The organism is Stenotrophomonas sp. (assembly GCF_036662295.1).
Lineage (GTDB): Bacteria > Pseudomonadota > Gammaproteobacteria > Xanthomonadales > Xanthomonadaceae > Stenotrophomonas.
This window is the reverse complement of record NZ_JAVWXA010000024.1, coordinates 15225-31322: the sequence shown is the minus strand read 5'-3', so window position 1 is coordinate 31322 and position 16098 is coordinate 15225. Positions and strand designations below refer to the sequence as shown.

General features: G+C 67.6%; 19 protein-coding genes. 11 read left to right on the top strand and 8 right to left on the bottom strand.

The features are described 5' to 3' along the window. Positions 1-383 precede the first annotated feature (383 nt). The 4 genes from RSA25_RS07075 (at position 384) to RSA25_RS07060 (ending at position 3514) form a co-directional block, all read left to right on the top strand. A complete protein-coding gene (locus RSA25_RS07075) occupies positions 384-1022 on the top strand; it encodes a hypothetical protein (protein ID WP_332808195.1) in 639 nt (212 codons plus the stop codon). 128 nt (positions 1023-1150) lie between these two features. Beyond that, positions 1151-1675: a hypothetical protein gene (locus RSA25_RS07070; protein ID WP_332808194.1), complete on the top strand. Its 525-nt coding sequence runs from the start codon at positions 1151-1153 to the stop codon at positions 1673-1675. 237 nt (positions 1676-1912) lie between these two features. Continuing rightward, positions 1913-2302, top strand: a complete 390-nt coding sequence (locus RSA25_RS07065) for a DUF6869 domain-containing protein (protein WP_332808193.1) — start codon at positions 1913-1915, stop codon at positions 2300-2302. A gap of 126 nt (positions 2303-2428) precedes the next feature. After that, positions 2429-3514, top strand: a complete 1086-nt coding sequence (locus RSA25_RS07060) for an NAD(P) transhydrogenase subunit alpha (protein ID WP_332808192.1) — start codon at positions 2429-2431, stop codon at positions 3512-3514. Between the two features lie 270 nt (positions 3515-3784). Here the strand turns inward: RSA25_RS07060 and RSA25_RS07055 are convergent, their stop codons facing one another. Genes RSA25_RS07055 through RSA25_RS07045 form a run of 3 tightly spaced genes read right to left on the bottom strand, consistent with a single transcriptional unit; the run spans position 3785 to position 5111 of the window. Beyond that, on the bottom strand, positions 3785-4213 hold the full coding sequence (locus RSA25_RS07055; protein ID WP_332808191.1) for a DUF3106 domain-containing protein: 429 nt from the start codon (positions 4211-4213) through the stop codon (positions 3785-3787). Between the two features lie 2 nt (positions 4214-4215). Further along, positions 4216-4551, bottom strand: a complete 336-nt coding sequence (locus RSA25_RS07050; protein WP_332808190.1) for a hypothetical protein — start codon at positions 4549-4551, stop codon at positions 4216-4218. Continuing rightward, complete coding sequence (locus RSA25_RS07045) at positions 4548-5111, bottom strand: RNA polymerase sigma factor (protein WP_332808189.1); 564 nt, start codon at positions 5109-5111, stop codon at positions 4548-4550. The genes RSA25_RS07050 and RSA25_RS07045 overlap by 4 nt, the downstream gene beginning before the upstream one ends. A gap of 128 nt (positions 5112-5239) precedes the next feature. Here RSA25_RS07045 and RSA25_RS07040 point away from each other — a divergent pair, with 128 nt between their 5' ends. After that, complete coding sequence (locus RSA25_RS07040) at positions 5240-5548, top strand: NAD(P) transhydrogenase subunit alpha (protein ID WP_332808188.1); 309 nt, start codon at positions 5240-5242, stop codon at positions 5546-5548. Next, the gene (locus RSA25_RS07035; RefSeq protein ID WP_332808187.1) at positions 5545-6999 is read left to right on the top strand and encodes an NAD(P)(+) transhydrogenase (Re/Si-specific) subunit beta; all 1455 of its coding nucleotides are present in this window, start codon (positions 5545-5547) and stop codon (positions 6997-6999) included. The genes RSA25_RS07040 and RSA25_RS07035 overlap by 4 nt, the downstream gene beginning before the upstream one ends. 110 nt (positions 7000-7109) lie before the next feature. On the opposite strand, the gene RSA25_RS07030 is transcribed toward RSA25_RS07035, so the two are convergent. Further along, positions 7110-7529, bottom strand: coding sequence for a hypothetical protein (locus RSA25_RS07030; RefSeq protein WP_332808186.1), 420 nt, complete (start codon positions 7527-7529; stop codon positions 7110-7112). A 118-nt stretch (positions 7530-7647) separates the two neighbouring features. Between RSA25_RS07030 and sufT the strand changes: the two genes are divergently transcribed. From sufT to RSA25_RS07015, 3 genes are all read left to right on the top strand, one after another. After that, a complete protein-coding gene (gene sufT / locus RSA25_RS07025) occupies positions 7648-8199 on the top strand; it encodes a putative Fe-S cluster assembly protein SufT (protein WP_332808185.1) in 552 nt (183 codons plus the stop codon). Positions 8200-8260: 61 nt separating this feature from the next. Continuing rightward, entirely contained in the window at positions 8261-9358 is a 1098-nt protein-coding gene (locus RSA25_RS07020) for a branched-chain amino acid aminotransferase (RefSeq protein ID WP_332808184.1), read from the top strand. Positions 9359-9789: 431 nt separating this feature from the next. Beyond that, the gene (locus RSA25_RS07015; protein WP_332808183.1) at positions 9790-11535 is read left to right on the top strand and encodes a S8 family peptidase; all 1746 of its coding nucleotides are present in this window, start codon (positions 9790-9792) and stop codon (positions 11533-11535) included. A 163-nt stretch (positions 11536-11698) separates the two neighbouring features. Here RSA25_RS07015 and RSA25_RS07010 read toward each other — a convergent pair whose 3' ends face one another. From RSA25_RS07010 to wrbA, 3 genes are all read right to left on the bottom strand, one after another. Beyond that, positions 11699-12184, bottom strand: a complete 486-nt coding sequence (locus RSA25_RS07010; protein ID WP_332808182.1) for an asparaginase domain-containing protein — start codon at positions 12182-12184, stop codon at positions 11699-11701. Between the two features lie 97 nt (positions 12185-12281). Further along, the gene (locus RSA25_RS07005; protein WP_332808181.1) at positions 12282-12617 is read right to left on the bottom strand and encodes a DUF2069 domain-containing protein; all 336 of its coding nucleotides are present in this window, start codon (positions 12615-12617) and stop codon (positions 12282-12284) included. Then, complete coding sequence (gene wrbA, locus RSA25_RS07000; protein ID WP_332808180.1) at positions 12614-13204, bottom strand: NAD(P)H:quinone oxidoreductase; 591 nt, start codon at positions 13202-13204, stop codon at positions 12614-12616. Before wrbA ends, RSA25_RS07005 begins: the two co-directional genes overlap by 4 nt. An 84-nt stretch (positions 13205-13288) precedes the next feature. On the opposite strand from wrbA, the gene RSA25_RS06995 reads away from it, so the two are divergent. Together RSA25_RS06995 and RSA25_RS06990 are read left to right on the top strand one after the other, a co-directional pair. Further along, complete coding sequence (locus tag RSA25_RS06995; protein ID WP_332808179.1) at positions 13289-14563, top strand: YihY family inner membrane protein; 1275 nt, start codon at positions 13289-13291, stop codon at positions 14561-14563. Beyond that, positions 14560-15141 carry a TlpA disulfide reductase family protein gene (locus tag RSA25_RS06990; RefSeq protein ID WP_332808178.1) on the top strand — a complete coding sequence of 194 codons (582 nt, stop codon included), beginning with the start codon at positions 14560-14562 and terminating at the stop codon, positions 15139-15141. The genes RSA25_RS06995 and RSA25_RS06990 overlap by 4 nt, the downstream gene beginning before the upstream one ends. Positions 15142-15243: 102 nt before the next feature. Here RSA25_RS06990 and ppk2 read toward each other — a convergent pair whose 3' ends face one another. Continuing rightward, a complete protein-coding gene (gene ppk2 / locus RSA25_RS06985) occupies positions 15244-16044 on the bottom strand; it encodes a polyphosphate kinase 2 (protein ID WP_332808177.1) in 801 nt (266 codons plus the stop codon). Between the last annotated feature and the right edge of the window lie 54 nt (positions 16045-16098).

Here is a 16098-nt window from a genome sequence, read left to right as displayed (position 1 = left end):
CTGGCAACATCCGGGATGTCACAGGATCCTGGCGCCCTTTGCAGGAAATCTATTGTTTCGTTCCTGCCGCAGTCAAGGTCGGCGCAACGTGTTTCCGTTGCACCTGACCGAAGTCAGGCCGCTTCAAGCAGGATATTGAGGCGGTCGGGGTCCTGGTCACTACAGGGTGGTGGGTATGCATGTAGGCTGGTGGCGGATCCGATTCGAGCCCGAGCGGTGGCATCGACCCAGCTGGGCATTGGATCGGAATCGCACGGGTATTGGGCAACTGCGGCAGCGCACAGGCGAGGCGCAGGGTATAGGATCGGGAACGGGTAAGCGGCCCTTGGAACCGCACATGGGGATGGACAGGGATGTTGACGCAAGGGCGGAGCGAAACGTTGATGGAGCGACTGGGCAAGCGTGCCGTTGTTCGGCGTGGTGTGACTTTCTTTCTGGTCTGCCTGGCCTGCGTGAACGGGCTGGTGCCACTCGATTCGTTTGGCGCGGATGCGGAGGCCTTTTACGTGGATGATGCCGACGCCGTGCGCGATGGATGCGACAGGGTGGCAACGCGCGAGCGCCAGTTTTCATGCCACCGCATTGCGCCTGGCGATGGGGTGGTCGTGGCCGTTCGCGAGTATCGTCGTTCGCGGCGCACTGACGGTGCGACTTACAGCAAGGTGACGGTGCGTCTTCCCGCCGATGCGGCCGCTGGCGACACGTTCGCGCTGGGGGATGGGCAGGTTCGCGTGTTCTTCAGTAGCGGGCCCAGTGCGTTTGCAGGTAAAAAGGGCTGTTATGGAGAAGCGCGGCAGGGTCAGGTGTCGGTTAAGTCGTTCCACGGAGGGAAAATGGTCGTGAAGGTCTCTGCTGAAATCCCCCTGACCAGTCCGCTTGATTGGAAAGGAGACTGCGATGTTCCGAAGGTAGTAGACGCGACGATTCGGGCGTCACTGGCGGATATCCGGTTTCTGAATGCCTGGCAGGGTAGGCCAGGGAGCGAAGACACGCCGTTCGAGGAAGCCAATGTCATGGATTGAAGGCGGTTTCGACAGCAAGGCGGCTGTCGCTGCAGATTGCTGCAGCCATGAACCTGGCTGGGCCGAGCGTACGGACTTGGTACGCATGAACGATCCGCAAGGGGAACCATCCATCATCATGAAACCCCATGACTGAGACGCCAGGCGTACGTTTTGCTTCGTTGGTGCTGGCGCTGCTGGCGGTACTGGCGCTGAGTGGCTGCGCTCGCCATGAGGAGAGGGTATATCGCTCGCTTTCCGATGTCGCGCACACGGACGAATCCTCCATCATCGGCATCGTGGATGTGCCTTTGGACGCGACCGACATTCGCATACGGTTTGACGTGGAGACGGATCATTACTATTTCTCATACTCGACGCGGGATGTGATGTACGCCGTACGCCATGTGGAGATGGCGCCCGTTGCCGATGAAGCGCATGAGGAGGCGCGCGATTCGGTGTGGCGCGGCGTAGATCTCCCTGCCCAGGTGGCCATCCACAGGCAATGCATTGTTCACCCAGACATCTACGGCCGCGGTACTCCCTGGCGAGTGGAGATACGCTTTGTCGCCAGCGCGGATGGGAGGCAACACCAGTGGAACGAGCAGACTGATCCTGAGCTGATAACGCTGCTCTGCGCTGAAGAGCAACGGCGCGTAGACGCGGCGCAGTGACCGGACGGGTGCTGGCTGCAGTGCTCGTCATGGCGCGTCCTCACGTTTGAACAACGCATTCTCTTTGCCAACTCAGGACAGGAAAATGCAGGATGTCTCCGCGCAGACAGGGTTCGCCGCCACCGCACCCTGCCGCCGCGACGGCGGTTGTTGGGGGAGGCTTCCACAAGGCGCTGTGCTGGATACACCAACGAAGCATGGCACCGGGCGACGATGCCTTCGCCCAAGTGAGAAATCATGAATGCTGAACGTGTGGAGGTAAATCGGCTGGCAGTTGCCTGGATTGAGCTCAATCAGCTGCCCGCTGATGTCGAAGCCGGTGTTCGGGAATCGTATTCCTGGGTTATGGATGTCATTGATGATCTGATCCAGGCTGACGGTGTGTTGGCCTGGCGCGTGATCGATGAGATCCGACGGATAAACGGCAGTGACAGGGTGCTAGCCAATCTTGCGGCAGGTCCGCTTGAGGATTTTCTCGTTGCCCATGGAGGAGATTGCATCGCTGGAATTGAGGAGATTGCTCGACATGATGTCCAGCTTAGGAAATTACTTGCGGGCGTGTGGCGGGGTCGGATGAGTGAGGTGCTATGGGCGCGAATCCGATCGATTTCGACCGCTGACCGGTAGTTGAGTTGAATGTAGTCATTGCCGGCGGAATGTCGCGATGCAGCGCACACCGCCGCTGACCTTGGCCCGCAAGCCGGGGGCGTAGGGTACGATTCCCCCACACTCTGCTGATCGTCGGGGACATCCATGGCTGTCGATGTGCTGGTGGTGCGGGAACGCGCGTTGGGTGAGCGACGCGTGGCGATGACGCCGGAAACGGCGCGCAAGCTGGCCGCCCTGGGCGCGACGGTATGGTTCGAGCCCGCTGCCGGACAGGCCGCCGGGTTTCCTGATCAGGCCTATCTGGAGGTCGGCGCGCAGTTGGCCGACGACGCACGCTTGGCCTTGGCCGACATCGTGCTGTGCGTGCAACCCCCGGATACCGCGACCCTGGCCCAGCTCAAATCCGGCGCCAGCCTGGTCGGCATGCTGCACCCGCAGGCCGACGCAGAACGGGCCGGCATGGTGCAGTCGCGCGGCTTGCAGGCGTTTCCGCTGGAGCGCCTGCCGCGCACCACCCGCGCCCAGTCGATGGACGTGCTGAGTTCGCAGGCGGGCATGGCCGGCTACAAGGCCACGCTGATCGCCGCGCAGCGCGCGCCGCGCTTCTTCCCGATGCTGACCACGGCCGCCGGCACCATCCGGCCGTCGCGGGTGCTGGTGGTCGGGGCCGGTGTGGCCGGCCTGCAGGCCATCGCCACGGCACGCCGGCTTGGCGCGCAGGTGGAGGGGTTCGACGTGCGGCCGGAAACCCGCGAGCAGATCGAGTCGCTGGGGGCCAAGTTCCTCGACCTGGGCGTGAACGCGGTAGGCGAGGGCGGCTATGCGCGCGCGCTGACCGAGGACGAGCGCGCCGAGCAGCAGCGCCGCCTCGGCGAGCACCTGCGGTTGGTGGACGTGGTGATCTGCACCGCGGCGGTGCCGGGGCGTCCGGCGCCGAAGATCGTGACCACCGCGATGGTGCAGGGCATGAAGCCGGGCAGCGTGATCGTGGACCTCGCCGCGGAAACCGGTGGCAACTGCGAGGCTACCCGCCCCGGCGAGGTGGTGGAGCTGGACGGTGTCACCATCGACGGCCCGCTCGACCTGGCCAGCCTGGGCGCCGTGCATGCCAGCGAGATGTACGCGCGCAACGTCTACAACTTCGTGGCGCTGTTCCTCAAGGTCGGCGCCATCCAGTTCGACTGGGAAGACGAGCTGCTCGCCAAGACGCGCTGGGTCGCCGGCAGCTGAGGCCAACAGCAGCCACGCAATGTGAACTGACCCCGCACGTCCGAAACTCAACGCGCGCACCGCAACCCGGGGGTAGAGCCACCCCATGGGTGGCTGCACGCAATGGCAGAACAACAACGCCACGCATGGCGTGGCGCTACCCAACCACCCCGCAGGACGAAACCCAACGCGTCCCGCAACCCGGGGGGTAGAGCCACCCCATGGGTGGCTGCACGAAATACCAAAACCAAAAGCAGCCACGCATGGCGTGGCGCTACCCAAGGTGCGCGGTCACCGCTTCGGCGGCGGCGGCAGGTCCTTCACCGGGTTGGCTTTCAGCCACTCCTGGCGCTGCTCCGGGCTCATCTTCGACCAGCGCTCGCGCAGCTCGTCGCGCTGGGCCGGGCTGAGCTCGCGCATCTGCGCGAACAGCGCGCGGGCCTGCTCGCGCTGCTCCGGGCTCATGTTCTCGAAGCGGTGGCGACCGCGCCGGGCCAGCTCGCGCTGCTCGGGGGTCATGCTCTGCCAACGCTGGCCGTGCTGCAGCATGCGCTCGCGCTGGGGCGGCGGCGCATCGTTCCAGCGGTCGCGAACGGGCGCGATCAACGCCTCGCGCTGCTGCGGGGTCAGGCGCTCCCAGTCGGGCAGCGGCGCACCTTGTGCCCAGCCGGCCACGCTTGCCGACAACAGGGCCAGCGCCAGGATCAGTCGCGGTGTCATGTTCACTCCATTGCCAGGTCGGTCGTGCCCAGCCACACGTACAGGTCGGGATTTTCGTCGAGCACGTCGCTGCTGTCATCCACCGTGGCGGCAGCCGTGGGTGCAGCCGGCGTGGTCGGCGGGTTGACGGTGAAACTGTAGCCCAGTGCCAGCGCGGCCACGGCCGAACAGGCGGTGGCCATCCACCAGCCATGTGCGCGCGAGGCCCGCGGTGCGGCCGCGTGGCGTGCGCTGCGCAGGCGCGCCAGCGTCGCCGGTGAGAGCTGCTGCACGGCCTGGTCATGCAGCGCGCGCAGGGCGGTGTCATCGTGGATGGACGGGGTGACGGGGCGGCTCACAGTTCGATCTCCAGGTGCTGCTGCAACGCCTGCCGGGCGCGCGAAAGATGGGTTTTGACCGCGCCTTCGCTGCAGCCCATGGCCTTGGCGGTGGTGGCGCCGTCCAGCTGCTGCAGCACGCGCAGGGTGAAGGCTTCGCGCTGCCGGGCCGGCAGTTCGCGCAACGCCGCCACCAGCTGGGCGTATTGCTGGCGCTGCTCGTGGGCCTGTGCCGGGCCGGGCGCGGCGTCGGCCCAGTCGATGTCATGGTCGCCGCCTTCCTCGTCGCTGCTGCGCCAGAAGCGCAGGCGGAAACCCCGGCGGCGCTGCAGGTCCACCACGCGCCGGCGCAGGATGCTCCAGAACAGCGGCGCCCACTCGGCAGCCGGCTTGTCCTGGTAGGACAGCATGCGCAGCATCGCGTCCTGCACGGCATCGAGCGCGTCCTCGCGCTGGCGCAGGCCGGCCTCGGCGAAGCGGAACGCGCGCGGTCCGATGCCGGCCAGGAACGCCTCCAGCGACGCCGGCAGCGCGGCGTCGGCCTCGGTGGGCAGCGTTTGCAGGGTGGGACTCACCAGCACAGGGTAGCGCTCGCGCAGGGGGATACGGTGAGAACGCGCCAGGGCGGCGCCGGTTGACCGGCCTGCAGAACGGTTCAGCCCATGGTTATGATGGGGGGACGGGATCACCGCCTGGGAGACAGACTGCAATGAGCGACGGGTTCGTGGCGTTGTACATCTTCATGCTGGCTGCGATCGCCGGCCACGTGATCATTTCACGGGTGCCGGTGATCCTGCATACCCCCCTGATGTCCGGGTCCAACTTCATCCACGGCATCGTCCTGATCGGGGCGATGGTGGTGCTGGGCCACGCGCAGACCCCGCTGGAGAAGATCATCGGCTTCATCGCGGTGGTGCTGGGCGCCGGCAACGCGGCCGGTGGCTACGTGGTCACCGAGCGCATGCTGGACATGTTCAAGCCCAGCGCCAGGCGCGACGGCGGGGAGAAGGCGCCTTGAACGTGAGCACCGCGCAACTTTTGCAGTGGCTGGTGCAGGTGAGCTACCTGGTCGCCGCCACGCTGTTCCTGCTGGGCCTGCAGCGCATGGCCTCGCCGATGACCGCCCGCAGCGGCATCCGCTGGGCCGGGCTGGGCATGCTGATCGCCACGGTGGCCACCTTCTTCCTGCCCGAGCTGCACAACATCCCGCTGATCCTGGCGGCGGTGGCGATCGGCACCGGGGTGGCGTGGTGGTCGGCCAAGCGCGTGGCCATCACCGACATGCCGCAGATGGTGGCGCTCTACAACGGCATGGGCGGCGGCTCGGCCGCGGCGATCGGCGCGGTGGAACTGCTGCGCTTCTCGTTCCTGGCCAACCGCGATACCAGCCACTGGAGCGAGCAGGCGCTGGCCGACCTCGCCGCGCGCCAGCCCTCGGCCACCGTGCTCGCCTTGGCGGTGATCGGCTCGGCGATCGGCGCGGTGTCGCTGTCCGGCTCGGTCATCGCCTGGGCCAAGCTGGACGGCCGGCTGGACCGGCGGGTCACCTTCCCCGGGCAGCAGGCGTTCAACCTGCTGGTGGCCGTGGCGATGGCGGTGCTGGGCATCTGGGCGGCGGTCAGCCTCAGCCCGGTGGCGATCATCAGCTTCTTCGTGGTCGCGCTCGCCCTCGGCGTGCTGATGACGCTGCCGATCGGCGGGGCCGACATGCCGGTGGTGATCTCGTTGTACAACGCCTTCACCGGCCTGGCCGTGGCCTTCGAGGGCTATGTGCTGGGCAACGAGGCGCTGATCATCGCCGGCATGATGGTCGGCGCGGCGGGCATCCTGCTGACCCGGCTGATGGCCAAGGCGATGAACCGGCCGATCAGCGGCGTGCTGTTCTCCAATTTCGGCGGCGGCGGCGTGGCCCAGGAAATCAGCGGCGCGCAGAAGCCGATCGAGGCCAGCGACGTGGCGGCCATGCTGGCCTTCGCCGAGCGCGTGGTGATCGTGCCCGGCTATGGCATGGCCGTGGCCCAGGCCCAGCACAAGGTGTGGGAGCTGGCCCAGCGCCTGCTCGATCGCGGCATCAAGGTGAAGTTCGCCATCCACCCGGTGGCCGGGCGCATGCCGGGCCACATGAACGTGCTGCTGGCCGAAGCCGGGGTGCCCTATGACCTCATCGCCGACATGGACGACATCAACCCCGAGTTCCCCACCACCGACGTGGTGCTGGTGATCGGCGCCAACGACGTGGTCAACCCGGTGGCACGCACCGACCCGGCCAGCCCGATCTACGGCATGCCCATCCTGGACGTGGTCAACGCACGCAACGTGGTGGTGATCAAGCGCGGCAAGGGCACCGGTTTTGCCGGGATCGAGAATGCGCTGTTCTACGCCGACAACGCCCGCATGCTGTACGGCGATGGCGCCGGCGCGGCCAGTGCGCTGGTCAGCGAGTTGAAGGCGCTCGACGGCGGCCATTGATCAACGGCGCACCCCCGACAATGCATCTGGCGTAGTGCCGGCCGCTGGCCGGCTCCACGCGATGCCTGATCCTTCGACGGGAGCGCAAAACGCACCTCCAGGGTGCGGTCCTACCGCGCCAGCCACCAGCCGATGACCAGGGCCACCACCAGCCACAGCGCTTCGGCCACGCCGTTGGCGAGCTGGAACAGCGTCCAGGCCATGAACGGCCCCATCCGCAACGCAGAATCCCACGGGGCCAGCCCCATCGAGCCGCCCACGTAGGCCGAGGCGATGCCCCAGTTGGCGGCAAGCGCCACCAGCAGGGTGCCCAGCAGGGTGATCGTGACCCGCGCCGGGCCACCGCGGAAGCGGCTCAGGCGCAACATGAACACGATTTCCAGCGCGGCCAGGACGGCCATCCAGCCGGTCTGGCGGCCACTGAGCAGGGCCACGAACACCCAGGCCAGGGTGGCGGTGACAACACCGAGCAGCAACATCGGGGGCCAGAGCCAGTGGGAGCCGCGGGCAGGCACAGAGGTAGGCGTCATGCAATCTTCCTGTGGGAACCCACAGGATACCGGCTTGCGCGGTAACCGGCGCGCCGGCGGCCACTGGGCTAAAATGGCGGCCTTGCGGGCTTTGGCCGCGACCCCCATATCGATCCACATGTACTCCCGTAGCAGCGAACCCGTCCACTTCGAACGCGACTGCGAGGCCGTCATGGTCCCGCAGGGCGAAACGGTCACGTTGCCCGCCGGCAGCTATGGCTATATCACCCAGGCGCTGGGCGGCAGCTATACCGTCTTCGTCGAAGGCAACCTGTTCCGCATTGCCGGCAAGGATGGCGATGCCATCGGCAAGGAACCGCCGCCGGCGCTGGAGCTGCCCGACGACGCCTCCGATGAGGAGGTCGAAAAACTGGTGTGGCAGCAGCTGCGCACCTGTTTCGACCCGGAGATCCCGGTCAACGTGGTCGAGCTGGGCCTGGTCTACGAGGTGGAGATCAAGCACCTGGACCCGGGCCAGCGCGAGATCGACGTCAAGATGACCCTCACCGCGCCCGGTTGCGGCATGGGCGAGATCCTCATCGATGACGTGCGCAGCAAGCTGGAAATGATCCCGACGGTGGCCCAGGCCGACGTCGAGCTGGTGTTCGACCCACCGTGGAACCAGCACATGATGTCCGAAGCTGCCCGGCTCGAAACCGGCATGCTGTAATGGCGGGCGGCGGCGTCCCGCCGCGGCCCGTGTGCCCCGTAACCAGAACAGGAAATATCCGGTGTCCCAGTCTTCCGTGAGCTTCAAGACCACCCGTTCCGCCCAGCCGCGCAGCAGCGAGGAGCGTGAACGCATCCTGGCCGCCCCCGGTTTTGGTCTGCACTTCACCGACCACATGGTGGAAGTGCGCTGGGACAAGGACACCGGTTGGCACGATGCCAGCGTGCGCGCGTACGGCCCGCTGCAGCTGGACCCGGCCGCCGCGGTGCTGCATTACGGCCAGGAAATCTTCGAAGGCATCAAGGCCTACCGGCATGCCGACGGCTCGATCTGGACCTTCCGCCCGGATGCCAACGGCCGTCGCCTGCAGCGCTCGGCCCAGCGCCTGGCACTGCCGGAGCTGCCGGTGGATATCTTCGTCGAGTCGCTCAGGCAGCTGATCGCCGTGGACGCCAGCTGGGTGCCGTCGGCCGACGAATCCAGCCTGTATTTCCGTCCCTTCATGATCGGCGACGAGGCCTTCCTCGGCGTGCGCGGCGCGCACAAGGCCGGCTACTACGTGATCGCCAGCCCGGCCGGCCCGTACTTCGCCAAGGGCGTGGCCCCGGTCTCGATCTGGCTGTCCACCGAGTATGCGCGTGCGGCCAAGGGCGGCACCGGCGCGGCCAAGTGCGGTGGCAACTACGCCGCCTCGCTGCTGCCCCAGCAGAAGGCGCAGGCGCAGGGCTGCTCGCAGGTGCTGTTCCTGGACCCGGTGGAAGGCAAGTACCTGGAAGAACTGGGCGGCATGAACGTGTTCCTGGTCTACAAGGACGGCACCCTGGTGACCCCGGCGCTGTCGGGCAGCATCCTGGAAGGCATCACCCGCGAGAGCATCCTGCAGCTGGCCCGCGACCGCGGCATGAAGGTCGAAGAGCGCAAGGTCACCATCGATGAGTGGAAGCAGGGCGTGAGCAGCGGCGAGATCGCCGAGGTGTTCGCCTGCGGTACCGCCGCGGTGGTCACCCCGATCGGCCAGCTCAAGGGCGAAGGCTTCTCGGTGGGCAACCTCGATGCCCCGGCCGGCGAAGTGACCATGTCGCTGCGCAAGGAACTGACCGACATCCAGTACGGCCGTCTGCCCGACCGCCATGGCTGGCTGGTGCGCCTGGACGCCTGAGCCCCCGGCGCTGCAGCACCCCCGAAACCCGCCTGGCGACAGGCGGGTTTTTTCATGCCCGCCGCCCCGCTGTCCATCGGTAGCAATCGCGCGCAGCCCCCGTCGCGCAAGGCGTGTCCGCACTTTCGCCGCATGGACAGCCAAAACGGACATCCGATGACGCGCGATGACCATTCGAAAGGCGGCGAGTTCCTTCACTTTCACAAACCCTCGACCTGAAAAGTCTCAAATCCGACATTTCACGTCGCTGAAGTGCGGCTGAAACATTGTTGATCGCGCGATGACCCACTAGGTTCGTGACGGGCGGTTTGATTCATCAGGGGAACCGATCCAACAACTGGCTTCGATCCGCGCCATGGCGTCCAACAGCCCCGGATCGAACTGGACATCCAGCCGCCTTCGCGGCATCCACTGTCTGAAAGGGAAATCCGATGTCTCATGATTCGCAGCCCCGCTTGCGTCAACGTGCATTGGTTGTACTGGGCGCGTCCGTTCTGTCGACCCTGCTTCTGGCCGCCCCGGCGTTCGCCGGCGATGTGCAGCTGAGCGGTCTGTCCTCGGCGCCGACGCACCAGCGCTTCATCGTCAAATACAAGGATGGCGCCAACCTGGTCGCCACGCCCACCGCGCTGGCCAGCTCGCTCAAGGCCGCTGCATCGGCGGTACCGGCTGCGCAGGGTCGCGCGCTGGGCCTGCAGAAGCTGCGCCAGCTGGCCATCGGCCCGACCGTGGTCAAGGCCGACCGCCCGCTGGATGCGGCCGAATCGGAACTGCTGATGCGCCGCCTGGCCGCCGACCCGAACGTGGAATACGTCGAAGTCGACCAGCTGATGCACGCCACCCTGGTGCCCAACGATGCGCGCCTGTCCGAGCAGTGGGGCTTTGGCACCAGCAACGCCTCGATCAACGTGCGCCCGGCATGGGACAAGGCCACCGGCACCGGCGTGGTGGTGGCGGTGATCGATACCGGCATCACCAACCATCCCGACCTCAACGCCAACATCCTGCCCGGCTATGACTTCATCAGCGACGCGGCGATGGCGCGCGATGGCGGCGGCCGCGACAACAACCCCAACGATGAAGGCGACTGGTATGCCGCCAACGAGTGCGGGTCCGGCGTGCCGGCCTCCAACTCGAGCTGGCACGGCACCCACGTGGCCGGCACCATCGCCGCGGTGACCAACAACAGCACCGGCGTGGCCGGTACCGCCTTCAACGCCAAGGTCGTGCCGGTGCGCGTGCTGGGCAAGTGCGGCGGCTACACCTCCGACATCGCCGACGCGATCGTGTGGGCCTCCGGCGGCACGGTCAGCGGCGTGCCAGCCAATGCCAACCCGGCCGAAGTGATCAACATGTCCCTCGGCGGCGGCGGCAGCTGCTCGACCACCTACCAGAACGCGATCAACGGGGCGGTCTCGCGCGGCACCACGGTGGTGGTGGCGGCGGGCAACAGCAACACCAACGTGTCCTCCTCGGTACCGGCCAACTGCGCCAACGTGATCGCGGTGGCCGCGACCACCTCGGCCGGTGCCCGCGCCAGCTTCTCCAACTACGGTGCCGGCATCGACATCTCGGCCCCGGGCCAGGCGATCCTGTCCACCCTCAACAGCGGCACCACCGTGCCGGGCACGGCGTCCTACGCGTCCTACAACGGCACCTCGATGGCGGCCCCGCACGTGGCCGGCGTGGTGGCCCTGGTGCAGTCGGTGGCGCCGACCGCGCTCACCCCGGCGGCGGTGGAAACGCTGCTGAAGAACACCGCGCGTGCCTTGCCGGGCGCCTGCAGCGGCGGCTGCGGCGCGGGCATCGTCGATGCCGATGCGGCGGTGACGGCGGCACTGGGCGGGACCAACCCGAACCCGGGCACCGGCACCGTGCTGCAGAACAACGTGCCGGTGAGCGGCCTGGGCGCGGCCAGCGGCGCAGCGCTGTCCTACACGGTGACGGTGCCCTCGGGCCGCTCGCAGCTGAAGGTGAGCATCGCCGGCGGCAGTGGCGATGCCGACCTGTACGTGCGCTCGGGCAGTGCGCCGACCGACACCGTCTACAACTGCCGTCCGTACCTGAGCGGCAACAACGAAACCTGCACGATCACTTCACCGGCGGCCGGTACCTGGCACGTGCGGGTGAAGGGCTATTCGACCTTCTCCGGGGTCACCCTGACCGCGCAGTACTGAGCCCACATCCCTCTCCAATGGGCACGCCCCGGCTTTGGCCGGGGCGTTTTTTTTGCGTGCCATCGATCGGGATCGTCGTGCGCCATCCATGGCGCGAGGCCGACGACACACCCGCCACGCATGGCGTGGCTCTACCCGAGGGCCTACGTCCGGCTGGCCTGGATCAGGCTTCTTCGAAGCGGTTGGCGGCCACGTTCTTGCGCACGTGTTCCGGGTTCCAGATGCGGCCGTTCATCGCGATGTAGACCCCGCTGGCCAGCGACTGCACCGCGCCGATCGCGCACCCGATGTTGAACTCCGCATCCGAGCCACGGAAGCGCGCCGGGCTCAACGCGCCGGTCATCACGATCGTCTTGTCCGCGATCGACTTCAGCACCTGCCCGGTCTGCACCATCGAATCGGTGCCGTGGGTCACCAGCACGTGGCGCGTCGGCTGCGCGGCGATCGTGGCCCGGATCAGCTCGCGGTCCTCGTCGGTGATGTGCAGCGAATCCTTGCGCAGGATCGGGATCACGTTGAAACGGAACGTCACGCCCAGCTCGCGCAGGATCATCCCGATCTGCGGATCGCCGATCTGATAGTCCGACTTGTCGTCGAAGTAGATCTTGTCGATCGTGCCACCGGTGGTGATGATCAGTAGTTCTTCCATTGCGGGCATCCTGGATAGCGGTCAGAACCGGGCGGGCAACCCGCGCCGGGATGCAGATGATACGACCGCCAGCCCCGCCTCGCAGCCGCGCGCGGGTTCAGCGCCTGCCGAAACGCCGGCGCAGGCCCGGTGCGCTGGCCACCCCGATCACCGCCAGCGCCAGCACCAGCTCGGCCCAGGCCCAGCCGGCCGTTTCCGGGTGGCTCCAGGCGCTCATCACCCCGTGGCTGAACCAGAACAGCGCCAGCACCCCCGCCCAGAACCCCGCCTTGCCCCGGCGCAGCCAAACCCCCAGCGCCAGCAGCAGCGGCGGCAGGGTGAAGACCAGCTGGGTGGCCAGCCAATGCTTGTCCTGGGCGAACCACAGCGCATACAGCACCGCCAGCGCCACCAGCAGCAGCGCCAGCACGGCGTCCTGCGCGCGCGTGCTCATGCCAGCCGCCGCGCGATATCGGCCACCCGCCGGCCCAGCGCCCGCGCCAGGATCGCCTCGTCCTCGCTCGGCACCGGATTGTCGTCGGCCCCGGCAACGTGGCTGGCCCCGTAGGGCGTACCGCCGGTGGTGGTGTGGCTCAATGCCGGCTCGGTGAAGGGAATGCCCACGATCAGGCAGCCGTGGTGCAGCAGCGGCACCTGCATCGACAGCAGCGTCGATTCCTGCCCGCCGTGCAGCGACGCGGTCGAGGTGAACACCGCCGCCGGCTTGCCCGCCAGCGTGCCGTTCACCCACTCCGCGCCCAGCCCGTCCAGGAAGTGCTTCACCGGCGCGGCCATGTTGCCGAAACGGGTGGGGCTGCCCAGAATCAGGCCATCGCACTGGGCCAGGTCGCTGATCTCCACATACGGCGCACCGTCTTCGGGCACCGGCGGGCGCGCGGTCTGCGTCACCGCGGCCACCGGCGGCACCGTGCGCAGCCGCGCGCTCATGCCGGGCACCTCGCCGATGCCGCGCGCGATCTGGCGGGCCAGCCGGGCCACCGACCCACCGCGGCTGTAGTACAGCACCAGGATTTCCGCCATCGCGCCTTCATCTCCTCCGGATCAGGGCCCAGTATGGCGATGCGATGCGGTCCCGCACACCCCTCTTCAGGTACCCTTGCGGCGATGGAACCCCTCGACACCGTCAATCTCTGGATGGAGCGCGTGCGCGATCGCGCGCGGACCGCCAGCTTCGGTCGCTTCCTGTGGCGGCGCTTCCTGGACGACCGCCTGTTCCAGGCCGCCGCCTCGCTGGCCTATACCACCGTGTTCGCCCTGGTCCCGCTGGCGATCGTGGTGTTCGGCGTGCTCTCGGCCTTCCCGGTGTTCGACCGCTGGAGCGACCAGCTCAGCGATTACGTCTTCTCCAACTTCGTGCCCAACGCCGCGCGCGCGGCCGAAGGCTACCTGCGCCAGTTCTCGGCCAGCGCCGGGCAGCTCACCGCGGCCGGTTTCATCGCGCTGGTGGTGTCGCTGCTGATCACCCTCAACAGCGTGGAGCAGACCTTCAACCAGATCTGGCGGGTGAGTTCGGCGCGGCCCAAGCTGACCCGCTTCCTGGTGTACTGGACCGTGCTCACCCTGGGCGCGATGCTGGCGGCCGCGTCGTTGGCCGTGTCGGCGCGGGTGTTCGCGCTGCCGCTGTTCGGCACCAGCGAAGGCCGCTGGCTGGCCAACTTCGCGCTCACCGTCGCGCCCATCCTGATCGAGTTCGTGTGCATCACCCTGGTCTACCGGGTGGTGCCGCACCACGTGGTGAAGTGGCGCCATGCCATCCCCGGCGCGATCCTGGCCGCGGTGATGCTGGAGCTGGTGAAGTGGGGCATGGGCGCCTACCTGGGCAGCTTCCAGTCCTACCAGAAGCTCTATGGCACCGTGGCCTTCGTGCCGATCCTGTTGCTGTGGATCTACCTGTGCTGGGTCTCGGTACTGCTGGGGGCCTCGCTGGCCTCATCGATCGCCGCCTTCCGCTACCAGCCGGCCGACCTGCGCCTGCCCACCGGGTATGAGATCTACGGGCTGCTGCGCCTGATCGGCCGCTTCCAGCAGGCCCGCGCCGACGGCCGCAGCCTGGACGATGACGAGATCCTGCGGCTGGAGCCGATGCTCACCGATTCGCTGCTGCAGACCATGCTGTGCGACCTGGAAGCCATCCGCGTGGTCCGTCGCGACGAGCAGGGCGAGTGGCTGCTCGCCCGCGACCTGGACAAACTTACCCTGGCCGACCTCTACGAAACCACGCAGATGCGCATCCCGGTCCGCGAGGCGTACCTGCCTTACCGCGACGACAGCCTCGGCCAGGCCTCGGTGCTCGCGCTGGATGCGTTGCGCCTGCCGCTGCGCGAACTGCTCAAGCGCCGCGTCAGCGATATCTATTCGACTTCCGGAGACACACCATGACTGCCAAGCCGCTGCTGCTGGCCGTGGGCCTGCTCGCCCTGGCCGCCTGCAACAAACCCGCCGCGACGCCCGAGCCGGCTGCCCCGGCCGCCCCGGTGGCGCCGGCCACCGCCCCGGCCGAGGCGGCCCCCGCCGCGCCCGCCGACGCCGCCGCGCCCACCGACCGCGTCACCGCCGAGCGCCCGCGGCTGAGCCTGCCGGCGCTGGATGGCAGCACCTATGACCTGGCCGCGCATCGCGGCAAGTGGGTGGTGGTCAATTTCTGGGCGACCTGGTGCGCGCCGTGCCGCAAGGAAATGCCCGAACTCTCGGCGCTGCATGCCATGCGCAGCGAGATCGAAGTGGTGGGCCTGGCCTTCGAGGACATCGAGCCGGCGGAAATGAAGGCCTTCCTGGACAAGCGGCCGGTCACCTATCCGATCGTGATCGTGGACACCTACAACCCGCCCGAAGACTTCGCGATCCCGCGCGGCCTGCCGCTGACCTATCTGATCGCCCCCGATGGCAAGGTCGCCAAGCAGTTCCTGGGGCCGGTCACCGCGCACGACATCGAAGCGCGCATCAAGCAGGGCAGCTGAGCGCCTAGCGCGGGTTGCCCGCCTCGCGGTAGCGCCGACCGTTGCCCGGCGGCGGTCGGCGCGCGGTGTCCGTGGCGACGCGCCGCGGACCCGCCGCCCCTGCTACTTGTCTGCGTCGTTGCGCCCCGCCACCGGATACGGCTCGATCGGCGCCAGCACCCCGAAGTGCTCCTTGTGCAGCTTGCCCTTCAGCGGTGGCAGCGCCAGCACCGGGTCATCCACGCGGGTATCGGGCAGGCGGTCGAGCAGGTTGCGGATCAGGCCCAGCCGACCGCGTTTCTGGTCGTTGAAGTCCACCAGCGTCCACGGTGCGTCGTCGCGGTGGGTGGCGCGCAGCATCGCCTCGCGCGCTTCGGTGTAGGCGCTGTACTTGCTGCGTGACTTGAGGTCCACCGGCGACAGCTTCCAGCCCTTGAGCGGGTCCAGGTGGCGCTCGGAAAAGCGTTTTTCCTGCTGGGCCTGGTCCACGCTCAACCAGTACTTGAACAGCAGGATGCCATCGTCCACCAGCAGCTTCTCGAACACCGGCGCCTGCGCCAGGAACGCGTGGTACTGCGGTTCGGTGCAATAGCCCATCACGTGTTCGACGCCGGCGCGGTTGTACCAGCTGCGGTCCATCAGCACGATCTCGCCGGCGGCCGGCAGGTGCGAGACATAACGCTGGAAATACCACTGCGTGCTCTCGCGGTCGGTCGGTTTGGGCAGCGCCACCACCTTGCACTGGCGCGGATTGAGGTGCTCGGCGATGGCCTGGATGGCCCCGCCCTTGCCGGCGGTATCGCGGCCCTCCAGCAGCACCAGCACGCGCTGCCCGGTGTGCTGCACCCAGCGCGCCATCGCGGTGAGTTCCAGCTGCATCGGTTCCAGCAGGGACTGGTAGTCCTTGCGCTTGAGCTTGCCCATCGATGTTCCTTGGCGGTGTCGGCCTTCGAGCCTACAACAGCGCCGCGTCAGGGT

Coding starts and splice junctions, on each gene's coding strand:
- RSA25_RS06990 (WP_332808178.1), top strand. CDS start 14,560: ATGACTGCCAAGCCGCTGCTGCTGGCCGTGGGCCTGCTCGCCCTGGCC.
- RSA25_RS07065 (WP_332808193.1), top strand. CDS start 1,913: ATGAATGCTGAACGTGTGGAGGTAAATCGGCTGGCAGTTGCCTGGATT.
- RSA25_RS07060 (WP_332808192.1), top strand. CDS start 2,429: ATGGCTGTCGATGTGCTGGTGGTGCGGGAACGCGCGTTGGGTGAGCGA.
- RSA25_RS07030 (WP_332808186.1), bottom strand. CDS start 7,529: ATGACGCCTACCTCTGTGCCTGCCCGCGGCTCCCACTGGCTCTGGCCC.
- RSA25_RS07015 (WP_332808183.1), top strand. CDS start 9,790: ATGTCTCATGATTCGCAGCCCCGCTTGCGTCAACGTGCATTGGTTGTA.
- sufT (WP_332808185.1), top strand. CDS start 7,648: ATGTACTCCCGTAGCAGCGAACCCGTCCACTTCGAACGCGACTGCGAG.
- RSA25_RS06995 (WP_332808179.1), top strand. CDS start 13,289: ATGGAACCCCTCGACACCGTCAATCTCTGGATGGAGCGCGTGCGCGAT.
- wrbA (WP_332808180.1), bottom strand. CDS start 13,204: ATGGCGGAAATCCTGGTGCTGTACTACAGCCGCGGTGGGTCGGTGGCC.
- RSA25_RS07040 (WP_332808188.1), top strand. CDS start 5,240: ATGAGCGACGGGTTCGTGGCGTTGTACATCTTCATGCTGGCTGCGATC.
- ppk2 (WP_332808177.1), bottom strand. CDS start 16,044: ATGGGCAAGCTCAAGCGCAAGGACTACCAGTCCCTGCTGGAACCGATG.
- RSA25_RS07055 (WP_332808191.1), bottom strand. CDS start 4,213: ATGACACCGCGACTGATCCTGGCGCTGGCCCTGTTGTCGGCAAGCGTG.
- RSA25_RS07005 (WP_332808181.1), bottom strand. CDS start 12,617: ATGAGCACGCGCGCGCAGGACGCCGTGCTGGCGCTGCTGCTGGTGGCG.
- RSA25_RS07075 (WP_332808195.1), top strand. CDS start 384: ATGGAGCGACTGGGCAAGCGTGCCGTTGTTCGGCGTGGTGTGACTTTC.
- RSA25_RS07010 (WP_332808182.1), bottom strand. CDS start 12,184: ATGGAAGAACTACTGATCATCACCACCGGTGGCACGATCGACAAGATC.
- RSA25_RS07070 (WP_332808194.1), top strand. CDS start 1,151: ATGACTGAGACGCCAGGCGTACGTTTTGCTTCGTTGGTGCTGGCGCTG.